This is a genomic window from Marivita cryptomonadis, assembly GCF_002115725.1.
Lineage (GTDB): Bacteria > Pseudomonadota > Alphaproteobacteria > Rhodobacterales > Rhodobacteraceae > Marivita > Marivita cryptomonadis.
In genome coordinates, this window is the sequence record NZ_JFKD01000004.1 from 186,653 (window position 1) to 210,139 (window position 23,487).

General features: G+C 59.3%; 25 protein-coding genes. 22 read left to right on the forward strand and 3 right to left on the reverse strand.

What is annotated here, in order from left to right; translation table 11 throughout:
- The first annotated feature begins 249 nt into the window (after positions 1–249).
- The 10 genes from MCRY_RS06300 to MCRY_RS06345 all read left to right on the forward strand — a co-directional run bounded on the left by MCRY_RS06300 (position 250) and on the right by MCRY_RS06345 (position 9,849).
- Positions 250–1,398 carry a muconate cycloisomerase family protein gene (locus MCRY_RS06300; RefSeq protein WP_280523422.1) on the forward strand — a complete coding sequence of 383 codons (1,149 nt, stop codon included), beginning with the start codon at positions 250–252 and terminating at the stop codon, positions 1,396–1,398.
- 72 nt (positions 1,399–1,470) lie between these two features.
- Positions 1,471–2,859 carry a benzoate 1,2-dioxygenase large subunit gene (benA, locus tag MCRY_RS06305; protein WP_085628639.1) on the forward strand — a complete coding sequence of 463 codons (1,389 nt, stop codon included), beginning with the start codon at positions 1,471–1,473 and terminating at the stop codon, positions 2,857–2,859.
- A gap of 12 nt (positions 2,860–2,871) precedes the next feature.
- Positions 2,872–3,399, forward strand: coding sequence for a benzoate 1,2-dioxygenase small subunit (gene benB, locus MCRY_RS06310; protein ID WP_085628640.1), 528 nt, complete (start codon positions 2,872–2,874; stop codon positions 3,397–3,399).
- A gap of 72 nt (positions 3,400–3,471) precedes the next feature.
- The gene (gene benC, locus MCRY_RS06315; RefSeq protein WP_085628641.1) at positions 3,472–4,494 is read left to right on the forward strand and encodes a benzoate 1,2-dioxygenase electron transfer component BenC; all 1,023 of its coding nucleotides are present in this window, start codon (positions 3,472–3,474) and stop codon (positions 4,492–4,494) included.
- On the forward strand, positions 4,491–5,270 hold the full coding sequence (benD, locus tag MCRY_RS06320; protein WP_085628642.1) for a benzoate diol dehydrogenase BenD: 780 nt from the start codon (positions 4,491–4,493) through the stop codon (positions 5,268–5,270). Before benC ends, benD begins: the two co-directional genes overlap by 4 nt.
- Positions 5,271–5,312: 42 nt before the next feature.
- Positions 5,313–6,485 carry an ABC transporter substrate-binding protein gene (locus MCRY_RS06325; protein ID WP_085628643.1) on the forward strand — a complete coding sequence of 391 codons (1,173 nt, stop codon included), beginning with the start codon at positions 5,313–5,315 and terminating at the stop codon, positions 6,483–6,485.
- Between the two features lie 58 nt (positions 6,486–6,543).
- Positions 6,544–7,413 carry a branched-chain amino acid ABC transporter permease gene (locus tag MCRY_RS06330; RefSeq protein WP_085628644.1) on the forward strand — a complete coding sequence of 290 codons (870 nt, stop codon included), beginning with the start codon at positions 6,544–6,546 and terminating at the stop codon, positions 7,411–7,413.
- 4 nt (positions 7,414–7,417) lie between these two features.
- Positions 7,418–8,422, forward strand: a complete 1,005-nt coding sequence (locus MCRY_RS06335) for a branched-chain amino acid ABC transporter permease (protein ID WP_085628645.1) — start codon at positions 7,418–7,420, stop codon at positions 8,420–8,422.
- Complete coding sequence (locus tag MCRY_RS06340) at positions 8,415–9,158, forward strand: ABC transporter ATP-binding protein (RefSeq protein ID WP_085628646.1); 744 nt, start codon at positions 8,415–8,417, stop codon at positions 9,156–9,158. Before MCRY_RS06335 ends, MCRY_RS06340 begins: the two co-directional genes overlap by 8 nt.
- On the forward strand, positions 9,151–9,849 hold the full coding sequence (locus tag MCRY_RS06345; protein WP_085628647.1) for an ABC transporter ATP-binding protein: 699 nt from the start codon (positions 9,151–9,153) through the stop codon (positions 9,847–9,849). Before MCRY_RS06340 ends, MCRY_RS06345 begins: the two co-directional genes overlap by 8 nt.
- Before the next feature lie 52 nt (positions 9,850–9,901).
- Here the strand turns inward: MCRY_RS06345 and MCRY_RS06350 are convergent, their stop codons facing one another.
- Positions 9,902–10,792 carry a LysR family transcriptional regulator gene (locus MCRY_RS06350; RefSeq protein WP_085628648.1) on the reverse strand — a complete coding sequence of 297 codons (891 nt, stop codon included), beginning with the start codon at positions 10,790–10,792 and terminating at the stop codon, positions 9,902–9,904.
- A gap of 97 nt (positions 10,793–10,889) precedes the next feature.
- The gene (locus tag MCRY_RS06355; RefSeq protein WP_085628649.1) at positions 10,890–11,765 is read right to left on the reverse strand and encodes a dioxygenase family protein; all 876 of its coding nucleotides are present in this window, start codon (positions 11,763–11,765) and stop codon (positions 10,890–10,892) included.
- Between the two features lie 271 nt (positions 11,766–12,036).
- Between MCRY_RS06355 and MCRY_RS06360 the strand changes: the two genes are divergently transcribed.
- From MCRY_RS06360 to MCRY_RS06380, 5 genes are all read left to right on the forward strand, one after another.
- A complete protein-coding gene (locus tag MCRY_RS06360; RefSeq protein ID WP_085628650.1) occupies positions 12,037–12,417 on the forward strand; it encodes a hypothetical protein in 381 nt (126 codons plus the stop codon).
- Positions 12,414–13,271 (forward strand): alpha/beta fold hydrolase, encoded by an 858-nt coding sequence (locus tag MCRY_RS06365; protein WP_085628651.1) that lies wholly within the window; start codon positions 12,414–12,416, stop codon positions 13,269–13,271. The genes MCRY_RS06360 and MCRY_RS06365 overlap by 4 nt, the downstream gene beginning before the upstream one ends.
- Before the next feature lie 235 nt (positions 13,272–13,506).
- Complete coding sequence (locus tag MCRY_RS06370) at positions 13,507–14,367, forward strand: 3-oxoadipate:acetyl-CoA acetyltransferase (RefSeq protein ID WP_085628652.1); 861 nt, start codon at positions 13,507–13,509, stop codon at positions 14,365–14,367.
- Complete coding sequence (locus MCRY_RS06375; protein ID WP_085628653.1) at positions 14,364–15,068, forward strand: CoA transferase subunit A; 705 nt, start codon at positions 14,364–14,366, stop codon at positions 15,066–15,068. Before MCRY_RS06370 ends, MCRY_RS06375 begins: the two co-directional genes overlap by 4 nt.
- A complete protein-coding gene (locus MCRY_RS06380) occupies positions 15,068–15,706 on the forward strand; it encodes a 3-oxoacid CoA-transferase subunit B (protein ID WP_085628654.1) in 639 nt (212 codons plus the stop codon). The genes MCRY_RS06375 and MCRY_RS06380 overlap by 1 nt, the downstream gene beginning before the upstream one ends.
- A gap of 210 nt (positions 15,707–15,916) precedes the next feature.
- Here MCRY_RS06380 and MCRY_RS06385 read toward each other — a convergent pair whose 3' ends face one another.
- A complete protein-coding gene (locus tag MCRY_RS06385; RefSeq protein ID WP_085628655.1) occupies positions 15,917–16,852 on the reverse strand; it encodes a LysR family transcriptional regulator in 936 nt (311 codons plus the stop codon).
- Between the two features lie 111 nt (positions 16,853–16,963).
- On the opposite strand from MCRY_RS06385, the gene MCRY_RS06390 reads away from it, so the two are divergent.
- The 7 genes from MCRY_RS06390 to MCRY_RS06420 all read left to right on the forward strand — a co-directional run bounded on the left by MCRY_RS06390 (position 16,964) and on the right by MCRY_RS06420 (position 23,485).
- Positions 16,964–17,434, forward strand: a complete 471-nt coding sequence (locus MCRY_RS06390; RefSeq protein WP_085628656.1) for a TRAP transporter small permease — start codon at positions 16,964–16,966, stop codon at positions 17,432–17,434.
- Positions 17,431–18,741 (forward strand): TRAP transporter large permease, encoded by a 1,311-nt coding sequence (locus MCRY_RS06395; RefSeq protein ID WP_085628657.1) that lies wholly within the window; start codon positions 17,431–17,433, stop codon positions 18,739–18,741. The genes MCRY_RS06390 and MCRY_RS06395 overlap by 4 nt, the downstream gene beginning before the upstream one ends.
- Positions 18,742–18,780: 39 nt before the next feature.
- Positions 18,781–19,779: a TRAP transporter substrate-binding protein DctP gene (gene dctP, locus MCRY_RS06400; protein WP_085628658.1), complete on the forward strand. Its 999-nt coding sequence runs from the start codon at positions 18,781–18,783 to the stop codon at positions 19,777–19,779.
- A gap of 52 nt (positions 19,780–19,831) precedes the next feature.
- Positions 19,832–20,932, forward strand: a complete 1,101-nt coding sequence (locus MCRY_RS06405; RefSeq protein ID WP_085628659.1) for an NAD(P)/FAD-dependent oxidoreductase — start codon at positions 19,832–19,834, stop codon at positions 20,930–20,932.
- Positions 20,907–21,215 carry a (2Fe-2S)-binding protein gene (locus tag MCRY_RS06410; protein ID WP_138487904.1) on the forward strand — a complete coding sequence of 103 codons (309 nt, stop codon included), beginning with the start codon at positions 20,907–20,909 and terminating at the stop codon, positions 21,213–21,215. Before MCRY_RS06405 ends, MCRY_RS06410 begins: the two co-directional genes overlap by 26 nt.
- Positions 21,202–22,596: an FAD/NAD(P)-dependent oxidoreductase gene (locus MCRY_RS06415; protein WP_085628660.1), complete on the forward strand. Its 1,395-nt coding sequence runs from the start codon at positions 21,202–21,204 to the stop codon at positions 22,594–22,596. The genes MCRY_RS06410 and MCRY_RS06415 overlap by 14 nt, the downstream gene beginning before the upstream one ends.
- Before the next feature lie 97 nt (positions 22,597–22,693).
- Entirely contained in the window at positions 22,694–23,485 is a 792-nt protein-coding gene (locus tag MCRY_RS06420; RefSeq protein ID WP_085628661.1) for an inositol monophosphatase family protein, read from the forward strand.
- The last annotated feature ends 2 nt before the right edge of the window (positions 23,486–23,487 follow it).

The window sequence follows — 23,487 nt, forward strand, 5'->3', positions numbered from 1 at the left end:
ATACGTTGCATGCCGGGGGCCACGATATCCCGTAGGCGGAGCGGGCCCGTTCAAACTGCCGCGACCCTCCAACATGCGCTGTGCACATGACCGGTGCCTGCGGTGGCTGTTCTTTCTGACATGCGAAAGGCTGCAGCTACCCCGGATGCGTCCTCAGGGTATCACCCAAGATCCGGGCCATCATCGACAGAAACGGTTCCGCATGGGCAATCTGCATCTCAACGAAACGACAAAATGTGGAACACTCCCGTGACCAAGATCGACCAGATCGAAACCATGATCCTCGATATCCCGACCATCCGGGGACATGTGCTGTCGATGGCAACGATGCGCACGCAGATCGCCGTTCTGGTTCTCGTCAAATTCTCTGACGGGTCAGAAGGGATCGGCGAAGGCACCACCATCGGTGGTCTGAGCTATGGCCCGGAAAGCCCCGAAGGCATCAAGCTGGCAATCGACACCTATATCGCTCCGGCTTTGATTGGCCGTGACGCCGACAACGTGAACGGTGCGACCCAACTGATCGACAAGTTGGTCAAGGGCAACCGCATTGCCAAGACCGCTGTAGAAATCGCGCTTTGGGACGGTCTGGGCAAGCGCCTTGGCGTGTCTGTGGCGCAGCTTTTCGGTGGCGCGGTACATGAACGTCTGCCGGTCGCGTGGACATTGGCTTCGGGCAATTCCGAAACGGATATCGCCGAAGCGCTGCAGATGATCGAAACCCGCCGTCACAACATCTTCAAACTGAAAATCGGCAAGCGGTCGGTGCGCGAAGACGTGGCCCATGTGGCCCGGATCAAGCAGGCTGTCGGTGAGGCTGCCAGTGTGCGGGTCGATGTGAACACTGCCTGGTCGTTGCAGGACGCGCGCTGGGGTCTCAAGGGGCTTCAGGATGCAGGCTGCGAACTGGTCGAACAGCCGGTTCCGGCGCGTTATCGCCGGGCGATGGCGGAATTGACTGGCGGGTATGAGATCGCCGTGATGGCGGACGAGGCGCTGAACGGCCCAGAAGACGCGCTGTCCGTGGCCAAAGCAAATGCCGCCGATGTGTTCGCGGTGAAAGTGGCGCAATCGGGTGGTCTCAAGCGGGCTTCGGAAGTCATCGCCATCGCCGAAGCAGCAGGTCTGGGCCTTTACGGTGGCACCATGCTTGAAACTGGCTTGGGCACCGCGGCAGCGCTGCAACTTTTTGCAACGGTCGAGACACTGGGCTGGGGCACTGAGTTCTTTGGTCCCTTGCTGCTCACCGACGAAATTCTGGCCGAGCCCATCATCTATCGCGATTTCTGTGTCGAGATCCCCAAAGGGGTCGGCATCGGCGCGGCCCTTGATCCCGACAAGATCGCATTCTTCCGCCGCGACGCCGGCAGAACCATCACAGCCGTTGCGGGCGAATAACCCGCAACACGACAACTAACCCAGCCAAGACGTCAACAGAACGCGTCGCGGCAGTCAGGAGGAGGACGACCGATGTTCACCCAATCCAATCTCGATGAGTTCGAGGCTCGCCTTGATGGTGCCATTCAGGACGATCCCGAAAACGGTGTGTTCCGCTGCCGCCGGGACATCTTTACCGACGAAGACCTTTTCGAACTTGAGATCAAGCACGTGTTCGAAGGCAACTGGATTTACATGGCGCATGAAAGCCAGATCCCGGAGCCGGGCGATTACTTTACCCTGACCATGGGTCGCACACCCGTTGTCATCACCCGTGACAAGGACGGCGAACTGAACGCGCTGGTCAATGCCTGTTCGCATCGCGGTGCGCAGCTCTGCCGCTTCAAGCGTCGCAACCAGAAGACTTTTACCTGCCCGTTCCACGGCTGGACCTTTTCCAACACCGGCAAGCTGCTCAAGGTCAAAGACCCCAAGGGCGCAGGCTACCCCGAGCAGTTCAACAAGGATGGCAGCCATGACCTGACCAAGGTCGCGCGGTTCGAAAACTACCGTGGGTTCCTGTTCGGATCGCTGAGCGCCGATGTAAAGCCGCTGGAAGAGTATCTGGGGGAAGCCAAGCACATGATCGACATGATCGTCGATCAGGCGGACGAGGGTCTGGAAGTGCTGCGCGGCTCGTCCACCTACACCTACGACGGCAACTGGAAGCTTCAGGCCGAGAACGGCGCGGATGGCTATCACGTGTCCGCCGTTCACTGGAACTACGTTGCCACCACAGCGCACCGCACCGACGATGGCAAGGAAGACGACATCAAGGCGACTGACGCGTCCAAATGGGCCAAGCAGCGCGGCGGGTTCCATGCCTATGACAATGGCCACATCCTGCTCTGGACCGAATGGGCCGACCCGACCAACCGCCCGAACTATCCGCGTCTTGAGGAATGGACCGAGCAGTACGGCAAGACCAAAGCCGATTGGATGGTCGGTGTGCTGCGCAACCTGTGCCTTTACCCCAACGTCTTCCTGATGGACCAGTTCAGCAGCCAGATCCGTGTGTTCCGTCCGATCAGCGTCGATCAGACCGAAGTGACGATCTACTGCGTCGCCCCCAAGGGCGAGAGCCAGGAAGCCCGCGCCCGCCGCATTCGCCAGTACGAAGATTTCTTCAATGCGAGCGGCATGGCGACGCCGGACGACACCGAGGAATTCCGGGCAACTCAGCGTGGTTATGCCGGTTCGGCACATGCCAAGTGGAACGACCTGACCCGTGGGGCGACCCAGTGGATCGAAGGTCCGGATGAGGACGCTAAGGCATTGGGCATCAACCCGCTTCTGTCCGGCGCCCGCACCGAGGATGAAGGCCTGTTCGTCATCCAGCACACCAACTGGTCGGAGCGCATGAACGCCGCCATCGCCAAAGAACGCGAAACGGCCCCGAAAGCCGCTGTCGCGGCCGAATGAGGAGGAACGACAATGAGCATTGCAACGCTTGAGCGCCCCGAAACCGCGCCCGCAATGGGCTTCGAAGAACTCCAGGCTTTCCTCTTTGCCGAGGTGCGGGCACTGGATGACCGCGATTGGGACACGTGGCTGACCTTCTATCACAAGGACTGCCCGTTCTGGATGCCAGCCTGGGACGACTACGACACCCTGACCGAAGACCCGCAGAACGAGATGTCCCTGATGTTCTACCCGAACAAGCAGGGGATCGAGGACCGCGTGTTTAGGATCAAGACAGATCGGTCTTCGGCCACGTCGCTGCCCGAACCCCGCACCAATCATTACCTGTCTGGGATCGAAGTGCTGAGCCGCGAGGGCAGCGAGATCAAGCTGCGCTTCAACTGGCAGACGCTAAGCTATCGCTATTCCAAGACGGACCAGCACTGGGGCACGTCGTTCTACACGATCGACACCAGCGGACCCAAACCGCTGATCACCGACAAGAAGGTGGTTCTCAAGAACGACCACATTCATCACGTGATCGACGTCTACCACATCTGATCCCGGCCTTTCGGGAGGGAAAAGACTTCCGCGCACCCAAGGCAGGGTGCGCGGCCAAGGGAGGAGCATGCCATGACGACCTACAACGTTGCCCTGAATTTCGAAGATGGCGTCACGCGCGTCATCCAGTGCGATGACGACGAGAAGGTGACAGATGCCGCCTTCCGCCAGAAGATCAACCTGCCAATGGATTGCCGCGATGGTGTCTGCGGCACCTGCAAGTGTTTCGCCGAGAAGGGCGAGTACGAGCTGGAATTCTACATGGACGAGTCCATGAGCGACGAGGAAGCCGAAGCGGGTTATGTCCTCACCTGCCAGATGATCCCGGAAAGCGATTGCGTGCTGCGGGTTCCGGCATCCTCTGCCATCTGCAAAACAGCGCCTGAAGCCGTCGAAGGCGAAGTGCTGGGCGTTGACCGCCTGTCCGAGACATCCTTTGGCCTTCGGGTGAAGATGGCGAAGTCCTTGGGCTTTCTGCCGGGCCAATATGTGAACGTCACCGTTCCGGGCACCGCATCGCACCGCTCTTATTCCTTCTCATCCGCGCCCGGCGCTGATGAGGCGACGTTCCTCATCCGCAACCTGCCGGGTGGCGTGATGAGCAGCTATTTGGGTGATCGTGCCCAGCCGGGTGATGCTGTTACTCTGACCGGGCCGATGGGCGCGTTCTACCTGAGACCTGTCGATCGCCCGCAGCTTTGGCTGGCCGGTGGCACGGGCCTCGCACCGTTCCTGTCGATGCTGGAACAGGTGGCAGAGCAGGGGTCGGATCACCCGATCACGCTGTATTACGCTGTGACCCGCGCCGCCGATCTTGTGGAGCTGAACCGCGTTAACGCGCTTGCCGAGAAAATTGGCACTGTCACTGTCATCACGATCCTTGCGGCAGAAGAAGATGCGAATGAGCGTAAGGGTTTCGTGACTGACCACGTCACAGCCGAAGACCTGAACGACGGCAATTGCGATGTGTACCTGTGCGGCCCGCCGCCGATGGTGGATGCTGTGCGCGCGCATTTTGCCAAGCTGGGTGTGGAGCCTGCGAATTTCTACTTCGAGAAATTCAACCCGACCGAAGCCGAGGCTGTCGCGGCATGACACGCCGTTTCGACGATAAGGTGATGGTCGTGACCGGCGCCGCCCAAGGGATTGGCCGCCGCGTCGCGGAACGGGCCGCATCCGAAGGCGCAAATGTGCTGATCGTGGATCGCTCGCCTGCGCGGAATGAGGTGGTGAAGGCCATCCGCGCAGCCGGTGGGATGGCACAGGCAATTTCGGTCAACCTCGAGACATGGGCAGGCTGCGACAAGGCCATGCAAAAGGCCGTCGATCTGTGGGGGCGGATCGACATCCTGATCAACAACGTGGGCGGCACGATCTGGGCCAAACCGTTCGAGCATTACCAGCCGAAGCAGATCGAAGCCGAAATAAGCCGGTCGCTGTTTCCGACGCTCTACTGCTGCCGCGCTGCCATCGAACGGATGCTGCCGCGCGAAAGCGGGGTGATCGTCAACGTGTCGTCCATCGCAACGCGCGGGCTGAACCGTGTGCCCTATGCGGCGGCCAAGGGTGGGGTGAACGCGATCACTGCAAGCCTTGCTTGGGAAGTGGCCGAGCGCGGCATTCGCGTAGTGGCCACAGCCCCCGGCGGCACCGAAGCGCCGCCGCGCGTGACACCGCGCAACCCCAACGCTGCGGAGGAGCAGCGCGAGGATTGGTATCAGACCATCGTCGATCAGACGATCCAATCCTCATTCATGAAACGTTACGGAACGCTCGACGAGCAAGCAGGACCGATCCTGTTCCTTGCGTCGGACGATGCCTCATACATCACCGGTGTGACTGTGCCGGTTGGTGGGGGCGATCTTGGATAGGCCCTGAGGAGGGGTCTGAAACACAACTGGAGGAATACCACAATGAAACGCGCGACACTGGCGGCCCTTGGGCTTGCCACCAGCTTTGCTATGCCTGCTGCTGCCGAAGACATCAAAGTCGGGCTGCTGCTTCCTTTCTCGGGCGTCTATGCAGCCCTTGGCAACGAGATTGAGGCGGGCTTCAATCTCGCCCTCGAACAATTCGGCGACGAGACCGACGCCACGTTCGAAATCATCCGTGAAGACACCGAAGTCAAACCGCCGGTCGCTCTGGGCAAAGCCAAGAAGCTGATCCTTCAGGATGATGTCGATGTCATCGCCGGGATCGTCAGCTCTGGCGTGCTTGGCGCAGTGCGCGACATGGTACACGGTGCGGGCGTGCCGCTGATCGTGGCCAACGCGGGCAATGACGAAGCGACCGGGGCCGATTGTTCGCCGTTCATCACGCGCATGTCGTTCTCGAACAGTCAGGTCAATCGTCCGATGGGCACCTGGATGCACGAGCAGGGCATCGGCAAGGTCTATACGCTTGCCCCTGACTATGCGGCAGGCCACCAGATGATCGACGCCTTCACCGCAAGCTTTACCGCGGCTGGCGGCGAAGTGGTCGGACAAGAGTTCACCCCGTTCCAAAAGACACAGGATTTCGGCCCGTACCTTGCCCAAGCCAAGGCAAGCGGTGCGGATGCGGTTTATGTGTTCTATGCGGGTGGCGAAGCGATTTCCTTTGTCAAACAGTACGACAGCTTTGGTCTGAAGGCTGAACTGCCACTCTATGGCTCCGGCTTCCTGACATCACCGCTTTACGTCAATGCCGAAGGCCCGGCGGCAGAAGGTGTGATCACTGCACTGCATTACGTGCCGACCATTGACAGCACGGCCAACGCAGTATTTGCGGACGCGTTCACAGCGGCAAACGGTCGTGTGCCTTCAGAATTCGCAGTTCAGGGATATGATGCGGCACGTGCGTTGATCGAAGCCACGAAAACAGGCGCATCTGATCGTGCATCGCTGGCAAACGCGCTGCGCAACGTGAAGTTTGAAGGCCCGCGCGGCACGCTGTCGATCGACCCGGCGACGAACAACGTCATTCAGCCGATCTATGTCTACGAAACGGTCGCTGGGGAAGACACCCTGACCCAAAAGGTTCTGGCCCAATTGCCTGCCGAGGCCGATCCGGTCAATGGCTGTGAAATGGCGCCTGTCTCCAACTGATCCTGCGGACCCGGCCTTCTTTTCGAGGCCGGGTTCTTTATTCCGAGGAGGGCCTTTCGTGGCACATGATCTTGGCTTCTGGACACTTCAGGCATTGAACGCACTGCAATTGTCCATGCTTCTGTTTCTACTTTCTATCGGCCTGACGGTCATCTTCGGGCTGATGCATTTCGTGAACCTCGCGCATGGCTCTCTATATGCACTGGGTGCATATTTTGCAGCCTCGCTGGCGGCAGTCGGTGGCTACTGGATGGGGTTCTTTCTGGCGCCCGTTGCAGTGGCTGGTGTCGGCGTCCTGCTGTATTCCGGTCTGATCAAGCGGATGCGCAAGTCCGGTCCAATGGCGCAGGTTCTGGTCACCTTCGGGCTGATCTTTGCAATGCTCGATCTGACACGCATCTTCTGGGGCGACCTTGCGCTGGGCATCGAAGTGCCTGCCTTGCTGGACGGGCGACTGGCGTTTCTGGGTGTCGAGTATCCAACCTACCGGCTGTTCATCATCGCTCTGGGCCTCGCGATCTTTGCCGCGCTGGCGTTTGTTCTGGCGCGTACCCAGATCGGTGCAATGATCCGCGCGGGCGTCGACAATGATGCGATGGCGGCCTGTCTTGGCATCAATGTCGAACGCTTGTTCTTCATGGTCTTTTGTTTTGGCTGTGCGCTGGCTGGGCTGGCGGGCGCAGTTGCTGCACCGCTCTTGAGCGTAACCCCCGATATGGGGCTGCAAATCCTGATCCCCACGCTGATCGTCATCGTGATCGGCGGGCTTGGGTCACTGAAAGGCGCGGTTTCAGGGTCGCTGATCTATGGCTTCGTTCAGACTTTCGGCGCAGTTCTGGCGCCGCAATTGGCGTCTGTTCTCATCTACGCCCTGTTGGCTGCGGTCCTTGTGATCAAGCCGGTGGGCCTGTTCCCGGCGAAAGGATAACCCGATGTTTCGACATAATGCACTTCGCTATGCCGTGCTGGCGCTGCTTGCCGCCGGCGCGCTGTTTCAGGCGCTGACTGCCGAATATTTCGGTTTGGAAATCCTGACCGAGATCCTGATCCTCGCCATGCTGGTTCTGGCATTGGACATCGTCGCGGGATTTGGCGGCATGGTTTCGCTCTGTCATGGTGCGCTGATGGGGGTAGGGGCTTATACCTACGCCATTCTGTCGACCAAGGCGGGCATCGCGCCGCCGGTGGCAATGGCAGGCTCCATTGCGCTGACCGGGGTCGCCGCTTGGGTGATTGGTGCGATCTGTTCGCGCAGCCACGGCATCTATTTCATCATGGCAACCCTGGCCTTTGGGCAGATGGCCTATTCCTACGTTTTCGAGGCGCCAATCTTTGGCGGTGATGACGGGTTGGGTGGCATCTCTCGGCTTGATCTGAGCTTTATCGGCGTGGACCTGAATGACAGCCGCAGCTTTGCGCTGTTTTGTCTTGCCCTTCTGGCGGCGATCTACGTCGCATCGGTCCTGATCCTGCGGTCCGGTCTGGGTCGCTCGTTGTCGGGTGTCATGCACAATGAACAGCGGATGCGCGCGCTTGGTCTGACCGTCTGGAGGGTCAAAGCGGATGTGTTCGGTCTCTCCGGTATGATCGCCGGTTTGGCGGGCGCTTTGGCGGCACAGCACATCCTTTACATTTCGCCGGGTCTGCTCAGCTGGACTGTGTCGGGTGAGGCGCTGGTCGTTGTGATCCTTGGCGGTCTGGGCACGCTTGTCGGCCCGCTCGTGGGGGCTGCGGCCTTTGTGGTGCTCAAGCACGAACTAAGTGCGGTCACCACCTATTGGCATCTTGTCGTCGGGGTCATTCTAATCGCCGTCGTCATGAGCCGTGCCAACGGGGTCTTTGGCTGGTTTGAGTCCCGCTGGGGCGACCGGATCGAACGCCGCATGGCCGATGCCACGCGCAAACAGCAATCCGAGGAGGTGCTGACCGATGCTTGAGACACGCAATCTGGACAAGAGCTTTGGCGCCGTCCACGTCACGCGAAACGTGTCGTTGAAACTGGAACGCGGCGAACGCCGGGTGATCCTTGGACCGAACGGGGCGGGCAAGACAACGCTGTTCAACCAGCTTGTCGGCGAACTCACCCCGGACAGCGGGTCGGTCCATCTGGCGGGCGAAGACGTCACCGCGTTGCCAGTTGCCAAACGCGCCCGTCGGGGTCTGTCGCGCAGCTACCAGAAGAACACGCTGTTCGACGGTTTGACGGTCGAGGAAAACCTTGGGTTGGCAGCGGCGGTTCACACCGGCCACGCGACCCAACTTTGGTCCGACAGCCTAGCCAAACCCGAAGTCCGCGAGATCGTGGACGAGGTGGCAAACCAAGTGAACCTCATGCCCTACATTCACGCTAAGGTGTCCGAGATCAGCTATGGCGTCCGGCGTCAGCTTGAGGTTGGCGTTGCTTTGGCTACACGGCCTTTGGTGCTGCTGATGGACGAACCCACGAGCGGTGTCGGGCCGGAAATGTCCAAGGGGTTTCATGACCTTTTGAACAACCTGCCGCGCGATCTGACCATGCTGATCATCGAACACGACATGGACCTTGCCTTTGACGTGGCCGACACGATCACCGTTCTGAACTACGGCGAAGTGGTGTTCGATGGCCTGCCCGAAGCAGCACGCGGATCGAAGTTGCTCAAGGAAATCTATTTGGGGAGCTGGGAAGATGCTTGAACTGAACGCAATTGAATCGGGCTACGGTGAAACGCAAGTTCTTTACGGGCTGTCGCTTGAGGCGCAGGCGGGTCGGGTCTTGGCCATTCTTGGCCGCAATGGTGCGGGCAAATCCACAACGCTGAAGACGATCATGGGGCTCTTGCCGCTCAAGTCCGGGGAAATCCTGTTCAACGGCAAACCGATGGTCGGCCAGCCTTTCGACATCGCCAAGAGCGGGATCGCCTATGTGCCTGAAACGCGGGACATCTTTCCGTCGCTGACAGTGCGCGAGAACCTTGAAATCGCGGCCAAGCGGTTTGGCGGAGCCGGGGCCGACTGGACGATGGAGCGGGTGTTGGATCTATTTCCGCGTCTGGGAGAGCGGATGGACAATGGCGGTACGCAACTCTCGGGTGGTGAACAGCAGATGCTTGCCATCGCGCGCGGGCTGTTGATGAACCCAAAGCTTTTGATCCTGGACGAGCCAACCGAAGGTCTTGCCCCGATCATTGTCAAACTGATCCATGACAAGCTTCAGGACTTAAAGGCTGAAGGCCTGTCGATGATCATCGTTGAGCAGAACTTCGGCTTTGCCACGTCGCTGGCCGATGATGTGGTGGTGGTTGGAAAGGGTCAGATCGTCTGGACCGGCAGTGCGGACGACATCAAGGCAGACGAAGACGCGCAGCATACCTGGCTGGGGGTCTGACCGATAGCAGCACGTCCGTCGGGCGGCATGTTATCAAGTGTGCAAGGCGTGTTCAGAACGTCTTGCGCGCCACTTTTTGGGCGATGCTGACAAAGTGCTTCACATGCACACCCTGTTCATCGAGACGGTAATTCAGCGACAATTCCGTCCGCGCTATTTCTGGGTCGATCTTGAGAAATTTCATGCCCTTGCGTGGCGCATTCGACACCGATTCAGGTACGATGCACACCCCTTCGCCAACAGCGACAAGGCTCAGCGCGGTTTGCAGGTCCATGCACCAAATCCGCATGGGGGCCTGAAATCCGGCATCTTCGACCGCTTTGAGAACCATGTCGGCATAGCTGGGCCGTGGGCGTTCGGGGTAGAGGATCAGGTTGTGCGTCATCAGCCGTTCCAGCTTGGCCACGGTGCGCGAACCCGTATCGACAATGTCCGGCAACGCGAGGATCAGCTTTTCCTCGATCAGGTGCTTTGACAGAAATTCGGGGTCTTTCAGGGTCGGGCGGGCAAAGACGACGTCCAATTCGCGGGACACCAAAGCGCGGTGCAAATCGGCGTTATTCATGGGGATCAGGCTTAGGTTCACCTCGGGGTAATTTGCGCGATAGGACCGGATGATGTTCGGCAATATCCCGAAGGTCGCAGATCCAACGAAGCCAATGCGCAACCGTCCTTCTGCGCCTTGCCCCAATCGCCGTACTTCCAGCTTTGTATCCTCAAGCTGAGACACGATGGTTTTGCCGCGCGCCAGCAGGCGTTCGCCGGCTTGTGTCAACGAGATTGCGCTGCGACCGCGGTTGAAAAGGATCGCACCTAGTTCTTCTTCAAGCTGCTTGATCTGGCGACTGAGCGGCGGCTGTGCCATGTCGAGCCGTTCCGCCGCGCGACCGAAATGCAGTTCTTCGGCCACAGCGATGAAATAGGTCAGTTGTTTGAAATTCATCTTTAACCCTTACGCCGGTGGCCCACGCTAAGTGATCGCGCGAGACAAAAAAAGCCCCCCGTAAAGGGGGGCCAGTCAACAGGGAGGTCGTGGTTGCTCACTCAGCGGCGACAGCCTGAACTGCGGCTTGTGCCTTGAGTGTGAAGTCAAACTCGAAATGCAGGTCGGTGCCCAGATCGGCAGCTGCGGGTTTGAACTTGCCGATCAGGCTTTCCTTGACGGCGAACACGCTGTCATCTTCAAGCCATGCGCTGTCGGCGTCGTAGATCTGGCTGATCAGCGGGCGGTATCCGTCTTTCGAGATAATAAAGTGCATGTGACCCGGGCGGTTTGGGTGATGGCCCATGAAGCGCAGCAGCTCACCGGCGGTTTCATCGTCGGGGATCGGGTAGGGCACGGGGCGCACGGCGACAAAGGCATAGTGGCCGTTCTCGTCGGTCTCGAACCGGCCGCGCAGGTTGTATTCAGGCTGGTCGGGGTCGAGGTTCTCGTAGATGCCGTTCGGCGCGTCTTCCCAGACATCGAGCGTCACACCGGCGATGCCGTTGCCGTGTTCGTCCTTGATGTAGCCTTCGAAATACGCGGTTTCTTCGTTGTCGTAGTGCTTTTGAATGGTCGAGGCGCCTTTGGGCAGAACCGGCGGGTTCTCACGGTAGAACGGGCCAAGCACGGTGGATTCGCTCTCGTTGCCTTCAATCGGGTTGGTCATCATGTCGACCAGAACCTCGACGCCGAGGATGTCTCCAAGCAGGATGAACTCCTGGCGGTTTTCGTTGCACAGCTTGCCAGCACGCGCGAGGTAGTCGCAGGCGGCCAGAAATTCGCTGTGTTGAAGTTTCACGTCTTTGATGAAGGCGTGCAGGTGCTTGATCAGGCCGGTTGCGATTTCGCGCTCACGGTCAGTGATGTCGCCATGCTTGCCGAGGCTCGCGATCACGACGTCGGTGATGTTGTCTTGGTTGACGATGCCCATGGGTAAATCCTCCTCCTGGCAGTCTGTGGTTTTTGCAAGGGGCGCTCCACCGTCCCTCATCGACCACCAGACTTCCTCGAAACTGTCGCTCAGCCCAATGCCTTGGGCGGTATCGGGTGATACCGCAACGTGTAGGGTTCGGTCGCGGCGCGTTTGGGCTGGCGACTGACGCAGGGTTCTCAGAGTATTGACCCATACCCTGCGTGGCATGGCCCGCACCCCGTCGCCCGTGGCAGCTATTGTGGAGCATAGCACCGCAAGGGAGGCTCAGGTGATCGACATCTTCAAGAACATCCAATCCACACTCGATGCGACACCGCATCTATTGCGGCTGGGGCGTCTGTTTTCAGAGACCGTCCTGATCGACGTGGATGGACACGAATTTTACCTGACCTTTGAAAAAGGTCGCATCATTTCGGTTGCCGAAGGACCAAGCCGCAAGACACCGTGGCAGTTTGCCTTGCGCACGGATGCCGAGGCGCTTGAGAAATTCTGGCAGGCACGACCCGAGCCGGGTTTCCACGACGTTTTTGGATTGGTGAAGATTGGGCGTGGTCGGATCGACGGCGATATTCTGAGCCTCGTCAAAAATCTGCGTTTTTTCAAAGAGGTGCTTGGCCTTGCCCGCACCAGACAAGAGTTGGCCGCATGAGCATTGAACCAATCACAGGTCGTTACCTGACCGTCACCATCGGCGGCGCACCACGTCGCATCTATTTCGAAGAGGCCGGGCAGGGCCGTCCGGTGCTGTGTCTGCACACCGCCGGGGCCGATACGCGCCAATGGCGTCACCTGCTGAACGATGCCGAGATCACCGCGTCCAACCGCCTGATCGCCTTCGACATGCCCTGGCACGGCAAATCGCTGCCGCCCGAAGGGTTCGAGACCGAAGAATATTTGCTGACCACCGAGGCCTACATCGAAACCGTGCTGGCGGTCATTGATGGGCTTGGACTGGATCGCCCGGTCTTGGCAGGCTGTTCCATGGGTGGGCGCATTGCGCTGCAACTCGCGGCGCTGCATGGTCACAAGTTCAGCGGCTTCATTGCCATCGAGGCATCGGATTTCCAGCCCGCGTGGTATGACATTGACTGGTTCCACCGTCCCGACGCCCATGGCGGAGAGATGGGAGCAGCCTTGGTGTCGGCCAATATCTCGCCCTATGCGCCCAATGCTGAGCGTTGGAACACCCTTTGGATGTTCATGCAAAGCGGTCCAGGCGTGTTTCGTGGCGATCTGAGTTTCTACACCAAGGATGACAGCCTGATCCCGCGCCTGCCGACGATTGATACGGGGGCCACGCCAGTTCACCTGATTGTTGGTGCTTATGACCTGACCTGTACGCCCGAGGACGCGAAACGTACGGCAGATGCCATTCCGGGAGCGACACTCGCCGTGATGGACCAGCTTGGGCACTTTCCGATGAGCGAGCATCCCGACGGCTTCCGGCCGTTCTTTGTCGCTGCTCTCGACAAGATGCCGACAACGGCCGCCAAGGCTGCCTGATAGTCACCACTGCACGGGAGGAGGAACCATGTGCAAGAATGAAGGAAACCCCTGTCCGGGATGCAAGAAGCACAAAACGTCCGACGCGGCGTGGATGTTCTTCTCGGAGGATGAACGTCAGGCGCTTGAAGCAATGAGCCAGTAAAAAAGCACCTGCCCACGCAGCTGCGCATTCCTGAAAGATCACTGATTACGCCGAGCCGAGACATTCGGTGTGGCACAGCGGAAAGACACCATGAATAACCCCTGTATCATTTGCGTGGCCATCGCCGGCAGTTTACCGACCAAGGCCAACAACCCGGCTGTTCCGATCACCGTGTCGGAACAGGTGGAATCGACCCACGAGGCGTTCGAGGCTGGAGCAACCATCGTGCACGCCCACGTGCGCAATGACGATGAAACCCCGTCCTCGGACCCCGAGAAATTCGCGGCGCTCAAGGACGGGATCGAAAAGCATTGCCCCGGCATGATTATCCAGTTCTCGACCGGAGGCCGTTCCGGTGCAGGACAGACACGTGGAGGGATGTTGCCGTTGCGGCCGGACATGGCATCGCTTTCGGTCGGGTCCAACAATTTTCCAACCCGCGTTTACGAGAACCCGCCAGACCTTGTCGATTGGCTGGCTTCGGAGATGCTGAGTTACGATGTCAAACCCGAGATTGAGGCCTTCGATCTGAGCCACATCCTCAAGGCCAAGGATATGGCCGACAAAGGTCAGCTTTCTGGAACGCCGTATATCCAATTCGTGATGGGGGTGAAGAACGCGATGCCGGTCGATCGGGACGTGTTCGACTATTATATTCATACGGTGAAACGTTTGTTCGGTGACGACACCGCGTGGTGCGCTGCCGGGATCGGGGCGAACCAGCTGACGCTCAACGAATGGGCCATTGCCGCAGGAGGCCATGCGCGTACGGGTCTTGAGGACAACGTGCGCCTTGACCGCGACACGCTTGCTGCAAGCAACGCCGCGCTGGTGCGCCGGACTGTCGACATCTGTGAAAAGAACAACCGCCCGGTCGCGACCTGGCAAGAGGCGCGCCGCATCCTCGGGCTGCGGACGCCCGAGACCACAACACAAGGACAAGCCGCATGAAAAAGGTTTATGGGTCCGCATCAGAGGCGCTCGATGGCCTCTTGCAGGATGGCATGCTGATCGCTGCCGGAGGTTTTGGCCTGTGTGGCATCCCGGAACTGTTGATTGACGCGCTGGTGGCCAGCGGTGTCAAGGATTTGACCGTGGCATCAAACAACGCTGGGGTGGATGATTTCGGTTTGGGCAAACTGCTTGCCACCCGACAGATCAAGAAAATGATATCGTCTTACGTGGGCGAAAATGCGGAATTCATGCGCCAGTACCTGTCCGGCGAGTTGGAGCTTGAGTTCAATCCGCAAGGCACCTTGGCTGAACGGATGCGTGCCGGTGGTGCGGGCATTCCCGGTTTTTATACCAAGACAGGCGTCGGAACCGTGATTGCTGAAGGCAAGGATCACCGCGATTTCAATGGTGAGACCTACATCATGGAAGAAGGTATCTTTGCCGATCTGTCGATCATCAAGGCATGGAAAGCCGATGACACCGGCAACCTGATCTTCCGCAAGACGGCGCGAAACTTTAACCCGCCCGCCGCGATGTGCGGCAAGGTCTGCGTGGCCGAGGTCGAGGAAATCGTGCCGCGCGGTTCGATTGATCCTGACCTCATCCATCTGCCGGGCATCTACGTGCATCGGATCATCCAAGGTCCGCACGAGAAACGCATCGAACAACGGACCGTTCGCCAAAAGGAGAGTGCGTAATGCCCAGTTCAATCAAAGGGTGGGATCGCAACCAGATGGCCGCCCGCGCGGCACAGGAACTCGAAGACGGTATGTATGTGAATCTTGGTATCGGGATTCCGACGCTGGTGGCAAACTATGTCGGCGACAAGGACATCACCTTGCAGTCCGAAAACGGCATGCTGGGTATGGGGCCGTTCCCCTTTGAAGGAGAGGAAGACGCCGATCTGATCAACGCTGGCAAACAGACCATCACCGAGTTGAACCGCACTTCGTATTTCGACAGTGCGACCAGCTTTGGCATGATCCGGGGCGGCAAGATCGCTGCTGCGATCCTAGGGGCGATGGAAGTGTCGGAACGTGGCGATCTTGCCAATTGGATGATCCCCGGCAAGCTGGTCAAAGGCATGGGCGGCGCAATGGACTTGGTGGCCGGTGTGGGCCGGGTGATCGTCGTGATGGATCACACGAACAAGCATGGCGAGAGCAAAGTTCTGAGGGACTGCACGTTGCCTCTGACCGGCAAGGGCGTGGTCGACCGGATTATCACCAACCTTGGTGTGCTTGATGTGACCGTAAACGGTCTGAGCCTCGTTGAATGCGCAGATGGCGTGACCCGCCAGGATATCATTGGTGCGACCGAGGCTTTGATTGTCTGATTGCACGCGCCTTTGGTGTCGAGGTCGAGGCGCAGCATAGCTGCATGGTTTACCCGTCCAGCCATGCTCGGACGGGCCGTGTTTTATGGTGTAACACTTCGCGTATGTGCCAGTATTCGGCGAAGGCCATCTTTGTGCGCAAGGCCTGACCTGCGCGGAAGGTCCGAGCCTAAATCTGCAAGACGAGCGGCAAAAGCCCGGCGGGTGATGTCACCGACGTGTCAACGCGTCAGAGATATCGGCCTGCATCTGGTCAACCGCGCCGGCAAGGTCGGTGATGAAGGCGTGTGCGGCCATCGACTGGGTGGCATAGCCCGGTGTCAGGATGGACACGCTGTTCATGATCCTTGGCCGGAAGCGTCGGATCGACAGCCGGGCGTGTTCCGGTGCGGTCAGGAGATGGCTGTAGGCGGTAATCATGTCGCAGATCATCACGCAAACGCCCGCCGCCACGAATTGCAAGCCGGGCAGGAAGGTGCGCAGCTCCAGCCGTTTGTTGAACCTGCATCCGGCGGTGCGAAACGCGGCTTCGGTCTGAACCGCTGTGCGGTGTTCATCGAACAGCACGGCCAAAGGTCTTCCTTCAAGGTCTTGTGGCGTGATGATTTCGGCCTTTGCCAGTGGATCGTCTGCAGGCAGGACGCAGACGCATTCGAGATCGTAATCCGTCTGCAGAATAGACGCGCGTGGAGCAGGGGTTTCCGAAAACCCGACATCGTATTGCTGCGAGGCAATCAAGTCTTCGATCACATCCGATGAGCGCATGATCAGGGATACATCGAGATCATCCCGGCCCTTCAGAAACCGCGTCATGAGCGTGGGAAGGAAAACGCTTGATGCCGCAGGGTGACAGGCGACCTGCAACTTGCCCGATTGCAACGAGCTCATCCGTTGCAGCGTACGTTCTGTACGCTCGACCCGTTCAAGAATTTCCTCGCATTCCTCAAGGAAGAAATGCGCCTCGGGTGTTGGTGTCAGCTTGCCATGGGTTCTGACAAAAAGCGCAAAGCCAAGTTGGTCTTCGAGTGTCTGTACCATGGTTGAAACTGCGGGTTGCGTGCGCCCGACGCTGCGTGCGGCCTGACTGATGGACCCTGAGCGCATTATCTCGCGAAAGGTCGAAAGCTGCCTGAGGGTGAGATGCATATACCATAAATCCAATTGATGAACTTAAAGATATTTTAAAATTGATTTTATGCCCTCTGTCCAGTGTCATGGCGTCAGCATCCACAACCACTGTGTGGTGCAGGGGGATACATGGATACATTCGCCAAATATCTGCTGACAGCGCTGATTTGCATCGTGGCGCTGGGCCAATTCGTGCAGGTGATCACGCGCTACGTGTTGCAGGTGCCCGTGATGGGGCTGGAAGAGACGATGCTCTATCCGACGCTGTGGCTGTATATTCTGGGCTCTGTCAACGCGTCGCGAGAGAACACGCATATCCGCGCCAACGTTCTTGAGATCTTCGTCAAGACAGACCGGGGCCATACAATTCTGGCGATCGTCGGCGAGATGATCAGCCTGATCGTCGGGCTGTGGCTGTTGTCGTGGGCTTGGGATTATACGCGGTACGCTTGGCGTGTTTGGCGCGAAAGCCCGACGCTTTATATCCCGACATTTTATTCCGACATCGCGCTTCTGACCGGATTGGCACTGATGATGGTCTACACCGCTTGGCACCTGTGGCGCCACATCCGCAGCCTGCGCACGGGAGAACCGGCATGATCGAGATCGCGCTCATTGCCATCGCCATTCTGGTCATCACACTGACACTTGGCGTGCCGCTTCCTTACTGCTTTGGCGCGGCGCTGATGGTGATGTATTTCATCGGCGACGTGACGATGAAAGGCATGATGCTCTGGGGGTTCCAGCAATTGGGCAACCCGGTGCTGCTGGCCATCCCATTGTTTGTTCTTGCCGGAACGATCATGTCCGAAAGCGGCATTGCGGCCTCTTTGCTGCGCTTCGTCAATGCCTTTATCGGCCATGTGCGGGGCGGTCTGGGGGTTGTGGCGGCCGTGTCCTGCGCGGTGATCGGCGCGATTTCGGGCTCCGGTCTGACCGGCATCGCGGCCATCGGTCCTCTGCTCATCCCCGAGATGGAGAAACGTGGCTATCCGCGTGAATACGCAACCGCCCTTATCGCCAATTCGTCGATCCTTGGGCTGCTGATCCCGCCCTCGGTGACGATGATTGTCTATGGTTGGGTGACCGACACCTCGATCCTTGCCTGTTTCCTTGCGACGCTGGGGCCGGGCCTGCTGATCATGTGTTCTTTCTCGGTCATCAACCTGATTATGGCGCGGAAATTCCCGCTTATCCTCGACGACAAGCCGTCGTTTTCGGAACTTTCGGGCGAAGTCGCCCGCCGTGGTTTCCATGCCTTCCCTGCGCTGCTTATGCCCGTGATCATCCTTGGCGGTATCTACGGGGGTGTAATGACCCCGACCGAGGCTGCAGCGGTGGCTGTGATCTATGCGATCCCGGTGGGGTTTCTGATTTACAAAGGCCTGAGGTGGGAGAACTTTCTGTCGGCGGGCAAGGAAGCTGCAACAGCCGTTGGCGCGATCATGATGATGATCCTGTTCTCGATGATCCTGAGCCAGATGTTCGTCTACGAAAGCATCCCGCAGCAATTGGTCGAAGGCATCTTTTCCATCACCGAAAACAAGGTGCTGCTGCTGATCATGATCAACATCCTGCTGTTTCTGGTGGGTATGGTGGTCAATGACGTGACCGCGATCATCCTGATTGCTCCGTTGCTGCTGCCGTTGATGAACGCCATTGGCGTAAGCCCGGTGCAATTCGCCGCGATCATGGGTGTGAACACTGCGATGGGCGGTGTGACGCCGCCTTATGCGTCGATCCTCTATCTGGGCGCGCGCATCGGCAAGGTGAAGGTCACCAAGGTCATTCCGCCCGCAATGAAACTCATTCTTTTCGGCTACGTGCCCGTGGTGTTCCTGACCTCGCTCTGGCCAGACCTGTCGCTCTTTTTGCCGCGCTTCTTCGGGTACGACGTCGCGCCCTGATCACCCCGAACCCTGACAAACAAACTTGGAGGACCCAAAATGAAACATGTATTCCTGACGACCGCCACGGCCGCGCTCTTGGCTGTTGGCAGCTACGCCAGCGCACAAGACCTGAAGATGAGCCATGTGCGCCCGCAAGACGCCACGATCGACGTTGAACTGCGCGCCTTTTCCGCCGCTGTGGCCGAAGCCACCGGAGGCGATGTGAATGTCGAGATCTTCCCGGCATCCGCGCTGGGCGACTACACTACAGTGCAGGAGCGCGTCTCGGTGGGGGCCATCGACATGGCAACCCAACCTGCCGCCACTGCCGCAGACCGCCGGATGCAGATCAGCTCGTTCCCGTATCTGGCTGGCAATTGGGGACAGGCCCGCACGGTCTATGGTCCGGGTGGCGTTGTGCGCGACGTCATGGCCGAGCTTTATGCCGAGCAGGACATCACCATGCTGGCCGCATACCCGGTCTATTTCGGTGGCATCGCCCTGAATGTCGATAATGCGAACGCAGGTTCAGTCGACCCCAATGGCATCAAGGTGCGCGTGCCGGGGATCAAGAGTTTCCAGCTGACCGGCGAAGCGCTGGGTTACATTCCGTCGCCGATCCCGTTCTCTGAGGCATTCACTGCTGTGCAGACCGGCGTTGTCGACGGGGTCATCGGATCGGGTGCTGAAGGCTATTATGCGTCTTTCCGAGACGTCACTAAGACCTATATTCCAGCCAACACACATTTCGAAGTCTGGTACATGATCATCTCAAACGAGAGCTTTGCGGGACTGTCCGATGAAGATCAGACAGCACTCATGGAACAGGCAGCGGCCTTTGAGGCGACCCGCTGGGAAGTGGCGGAAACAGATCAGGGCCGCAACGAACAGAAGTTGGTCGACGAACTGGGCGCGACTGTGGTTGCATTGAGCGAGGACGAACTCGCCGCAATGGCCGCGAAAGTGCGCACCGACGTATGGCCTGTCGTACTTGAAGACGTGGGTGCGGATTGGGGACAGTCGATCCTCGACAAGATCGCAGCCGCGGGCAACTGATACGGCATATGTCGGGGCGGTGCCGCCGCCCCGATCCAACCAAGGCGGATCCGTGGACACAGATTATGCGATCATCGGAGGCGGCGTTGTCGGCCTTTCGGTCGCGTGGGGCTTGCTCCGGCGCGGACGGACCGTCACCGTGCTTGATGGTGACGACGGGTCGTTCCGCGCCAGTCGTGGCAATTTCGGTCTGGTCTGGGTTCAATCCAAGGGCATGAAGCAGCCGCGCTATGCGCAATGGTCGCAGCGCTCCGCAGCGATGTGGGCAGATTTCGCAAACGAACTTGGGGACAACACCGGAACCGCCGTCCCGTTGGAGCAGAAAGGCGGGTATGATCTGCATTTCTCAGAAGAAACTCTGCAGGCGACCGTTGCACAATACGAGGCGCTGAAGGCGAAGCTGGATGGCGACTATCCTTTCGAAGTCTTGGGCCACAACGCCCTGCGTAAGGAAGAGCCGCATATCGGACCCAAGGTTGTGGGGGCCATCCTGCACCATCAGGATGGCCACGCGAATCCGCTTAATCTGTTGATGGCGTTGGCTGCGGATGTGCGGCGCATGGGCGGGCGTGTCCTGACGGGCAAGACTGTAACCGATGTCAGCAAACCCGATGCGTTCCGGATCGACTGTGCTGACGGAACGACGCTCGATGCAGACCGCGTGGTACTATCTGCGGGATTGGGGGCCATGCAACTTGGGCCGAAACTAGGGTTCAAGGCGCCGATCCGCCCGCAGCGCGGGCAGGTTCTGATCACCGAAAAACTGCCCAAACTGATCAACCGCCCATCGCTGATCGCCAGACAGGTGGACGAAGGTGGCATTCAGATCGGAGCGACCAACGAAGAGGTTGGCTTTGACGACCGTGTAACGCAACCGGGGCTTTCGGGCCTCGCCGCCGAAGCGATCGCCGCCTATCCGGCGCTGGCAAAGGCGCAGCTTGTCCGGTCGTGGGGCGCGTTGCGCGTGTTGTCGCCGGATGGGCTGCCGATCTATCAGGAAAGCACCGAAATGCCGGGGGCATTCCTTGTCACATGCCACAGCGGCATCACCCTTGCTGCGGTGCATGCCCGCGTCTTGCCCGACTGGCTCGAGGGCACCGATGCCGCGCCCGATCTGGAGGTGTTCAGTGAAGCCCGTTTCGCCGTTTCTTGAGTTGGACGACACGCCACGCGCAGAGGTGACGTTCGATGGTGCGCCACTGCGCCTACCGGAGGGGGCAAACCTCGCTGCGGCGCTTCTGGCTGCAGGGATTGACGTCTTCCGCAACACGCCCGTTTCCGGTGCGCCGCGTGGGCCGTTCTGCATGATGGGGGCGTGTTTCGACTGTCTGGTCGAGATCGACGGCGTGGTGCGTCAGGCCTGTATGATCGAAGTCTCACCGGGTTTGCAGATCCATAGGCCTCATGCGCAGGAGGCGGATGATGTCCAAGCGTGATCTGGTGGTGATTGGCGCGGGTCCGGCGGGAATGGCGGCAGCTGCGATGGCAGCGGATCTGGGTCTGACGGTGGCCGTGCTGGACGAGCAACCCCGTGCCGGCGGTCAGATTTACCGTGATGTCGACCGGGTGCCCAAGGGGCGCGGTCGAATCCTTGGAAAGGACTATACCGACGGCGCGTCTTTGACCGCTGGACTGCGCCACGATAGGATCGACCACGTCGCTGGCGCCGTTGTCTGGGCCATCGAAGACGGGTTCTGCATTTCATACACCAAGGACGGGCGCGGTGCGCAGGTCACCGCCGAGCGCATCGTATTGGCCACGGGCGCATTGGAACGGCCAATGCCTATTCCGGGGTGGACCCTTCCCGGTGTCATGACTGCTGGTGCCGGTCAGATCCTGCTCAAACAATCGGGAATTCTCGCGCGCAACGCGGTGCTGGTCGGATCGGGGCCTCTGCTTTATCTTTTGGCGGCGCAAATGGTGCGGGCGGGCACCCCGCCTTTGGCCATGGTCGAGACCCAGACCCGTCGCGACCTGATCGGTGCGGCGAGACATCTTGGCGGCGCGCTGCGCGGCTGGCGGTATCTGCTGAAGGGCCTTGGTCTGCTGGCCGAAATCACACGCGCACGGGTTCCGCGCTATACCGGCGCGCAAAATCTGCGCATCGAAGGCACCGATCGGGCAAAGGCCGTGACCTTTTCCGCGCGTGGCACGTCACATCGCATCGCTTGTAACACGGTCTTCCTGCACCACGGAGTTGTGCCTAACACACAAGCGGCGCGATCTGTTGGGGTGGTACATGACTGGGATGCCGGGCAGGCGTGTTTTGCGCCACGGCTGGATCAATGGGGCGGCAACTCGGTCGCTGGTCTGTTCATTGTAGGGGACGGGGCTGGGATCGGCGGCGCGAGAGCCGCTGAACTGGCTGGGCGGTTGGCAGCGTTAAAGGTTGCCGAGGAGCTGGGACGCCTGTCCAGTGCCGAGCGTGATCGAAAGGCCGAACCGATACGATCGGCCTTGTACGGCGAATTGGCGGCGCGGCCCTTTCTGGACGCGGCTTACCCGCCCTGTTCCGAGACACTCTTGCCCGCCGACAGCACTGTGATCTGCCGATGTGAAGAGGTCACAGCCGGGGATATTCGCCACTACGCCAAACTTGGGTGTCTTGGTCCGAACCAGACCAAGGCCTTTGGCCGCGCCGGCATGGGTCCTTGTCAGGGCCGCTATTGCGGGTTGACCGTGACAGCGCTTTTGGCTGACGCCAACGGACAAACGCCTGACGCGACCGGGTACTACCGTATCCGGCCACCTTTGAAGCCCGTAACGCTGGGTGAATTGGCGTCGATGGAGCACGTTGCACCGGATGCGGCGGAATAGGCGACGGATCAGCCCTGTGGCTATCGGTTTAAGGATTGTGATGTGTGGGGTTGGGCTTTAGCCTTTCCAACACGATTTCGCATAGAAAAGTGACCGAATGACCCAGTTTCAAGACCGATACCTCTTTGCCGTCAACCTGTGTCACGACGCAGGGGATGAGGCGCTTTCGTACTTCAAGGATCGGGGCAATCTTGCCGTTGACCAGAAGGGCACTCAGGATTGGGTCAGTGAAGCGGATCGAAATGTCGAACTGTTGATCCGTGCGCGGTTGGCCGAGGCGTGGCCGGATGATGGGGTTTACGGTGAAGAACATGATCCCAAGCCGGGAACCAGCGGGTTCGACTGGGTGATCGATCCCATCGACGGCACTACGAATTTCGTCAACGGTATCCCGTCATGGACAATCGTCTTGGCTGGTGTGGTCAAAGGTCGAACAGAGCTCGGGGTTATTCGCGACCCGAATGTCGGCGAAACCTATAAGGCTCTGCGCGGTATGGGCGCGCATTTGAACGATGTCCGGATGCAGGTCGCTTCTGGCACGCCGTTGTCCAGTGGAACCGTCTCGGTGGGATATTCGAACCGAGTGGAGGCCACAAACGTGATCCCGGTGATCGCCGACCTGATCGGCCATGGGGCAATGTATCACCGCAATGCAAGTGGTGCCTTGTCCATTGCCTATGTCGCGGCGGGACGGCTTCTGGGTTACATGGAAGAACACATGAACGCGTGGGATTGTCTGGCAGGCCAGCTTTTGGTCGAAGAGGCTGGCGGACAGGTCGAGTTACAAGATGCCAATGCGATGATCCGTGATGGCGGGCGTGTGGTGGTGGGGACGCCTGATGTGTTCGACACATTGGTAAACATCGCGGATCGCGCCTGGAACGGCTGACG

Coding starts and splice junctions, on each gene's coding strand:
- MCRY_RS06370 (WP_085628652.1), top strand. CDS start 13,507: ATGAATAACCCCTGTATCATTTGCGTGGCCATCGCCGGCAGTTTACCG.
- MCRY_RS06340 (WP_085628646.1), top strand. CDS start 8,415: ATGCTTGAGACACGCAATCTGGACAAGAGCTTTGGCGCCGTCCACGTC.
- benC (WP_085628641.1), top strand. CDS start 3,472: ATGACGACCTACAACGTTGCCCTGAATTTCGAAGATGGCGTCACGCGC.
- benD (WP_085628642.1), top strand. CDS start 4,491: ATGACACGCCGTTTCGACGATAAGGTGATGGTCGTGACCGGCGCCGCC.
- MCRY_RS06420 (WP_085628661.1), top strand. CDS start 22,694: ATGACCCAGTTTCAAGACCGATACCTCTTTGCCGTCAACCTGTGTCAC.
- MCRY_RS06385 (WP_085628655.1), bottom strand. CDS start 16,852: ATGCATCTCACCCTCAGGCAGCTTTCGACCTTTCGCGAGATAATGCGC.
- MCRY_RS06380 (WP_085628654.1), top strand. CDS start 15,068: ATGCCCAGTTCAATCAAAGGGTGGGATCGCAACCAGATGGCCGCCCGC.
- benA (WP_085628639.1), top strand. CDS start 1,471: ATGTTCACCCAATCCAATCTCGATGAGTTCGAGGCTCGCCTTGATGGT.
- benB (WP_085628640.1), top strand. CDS start 2,872: ATGAGCATTGCAACGCTTGAGCGCCCCGAAACCGCGCCCGCAATGGGC.
- MCRY_RS06355 (WP_085628649.1), bottom strand. CDS start 11,765: ATGGGCATCGTCAACCAAGACAACATCACCGACGTCGTGATCGCGAGC.
- dctP (WP_085628658.1), top strand. CDS start 18,781: ATGAAACATGTATTCCTGACGACCGCCACGGCCGCGCTCTTGGCTGTT.
- MCRY_RS06395 (WP_085628657.1), top strand. CDS start 17,431: ATGATCGAGATCGCGCTCATTGCCATCGCCATTCTGGTCATCACACTG.
- MCRY_RS06415 (WP_085628660.1), top strand. CDS start 21,202: ATGTCCAAGCGTGATCTGGTGGTGATTGGCGCGGGTCCGGCGGGAATG.
- MCRY_RS06350 (WP_085628648.1), bottom strand. CDS start 10,792: ATGAATTTCAAACAACTGACCTATTTCATCGCTGTGGCCGAAGAACTG.
- MCRY_RS06365 (WP_085628651.1), top strand. CDS start 12,414: ATGAGCATTGAACCAATCACAGGTCGTTACCTGACCGTCACCATCGGC.
- MCRY_RS06390 (WP_085628656.1), top strand. CDS start 16,964: ATGGATACATTCGCCAAATATCTGCTGACAGCGCTGATTTGCATCGTG.
- MCRY_RS06335 (WP_085628645.1), top strand. CDS start 7,418: ATGTTTCGACATAATGCACTTCGCTATGCCGTGCTGGCGCTGCTTGCC.
- MCRY_RS06375 (WP_085628653.1), top strand. CDS start 14,364: ATGAAAAAGGTTTATGGGTCCGCATCAGAGGCGCTCGATGGCCTCTTG.
- MCRY_RS06345 (WP_085628647.1), top strand. CDS start 9,151: ATGCTTGAACTGAACGCAATTGAATCGGGCTACGGTGAAACGCAAGTT.
- MCRY_RS06325 (WP_085628643.1), top strand. CDS start 5,313: ATGAAACGCGCGACACTGGCGGCCCTTGGGCTTGCCACCAGCTTTGCT.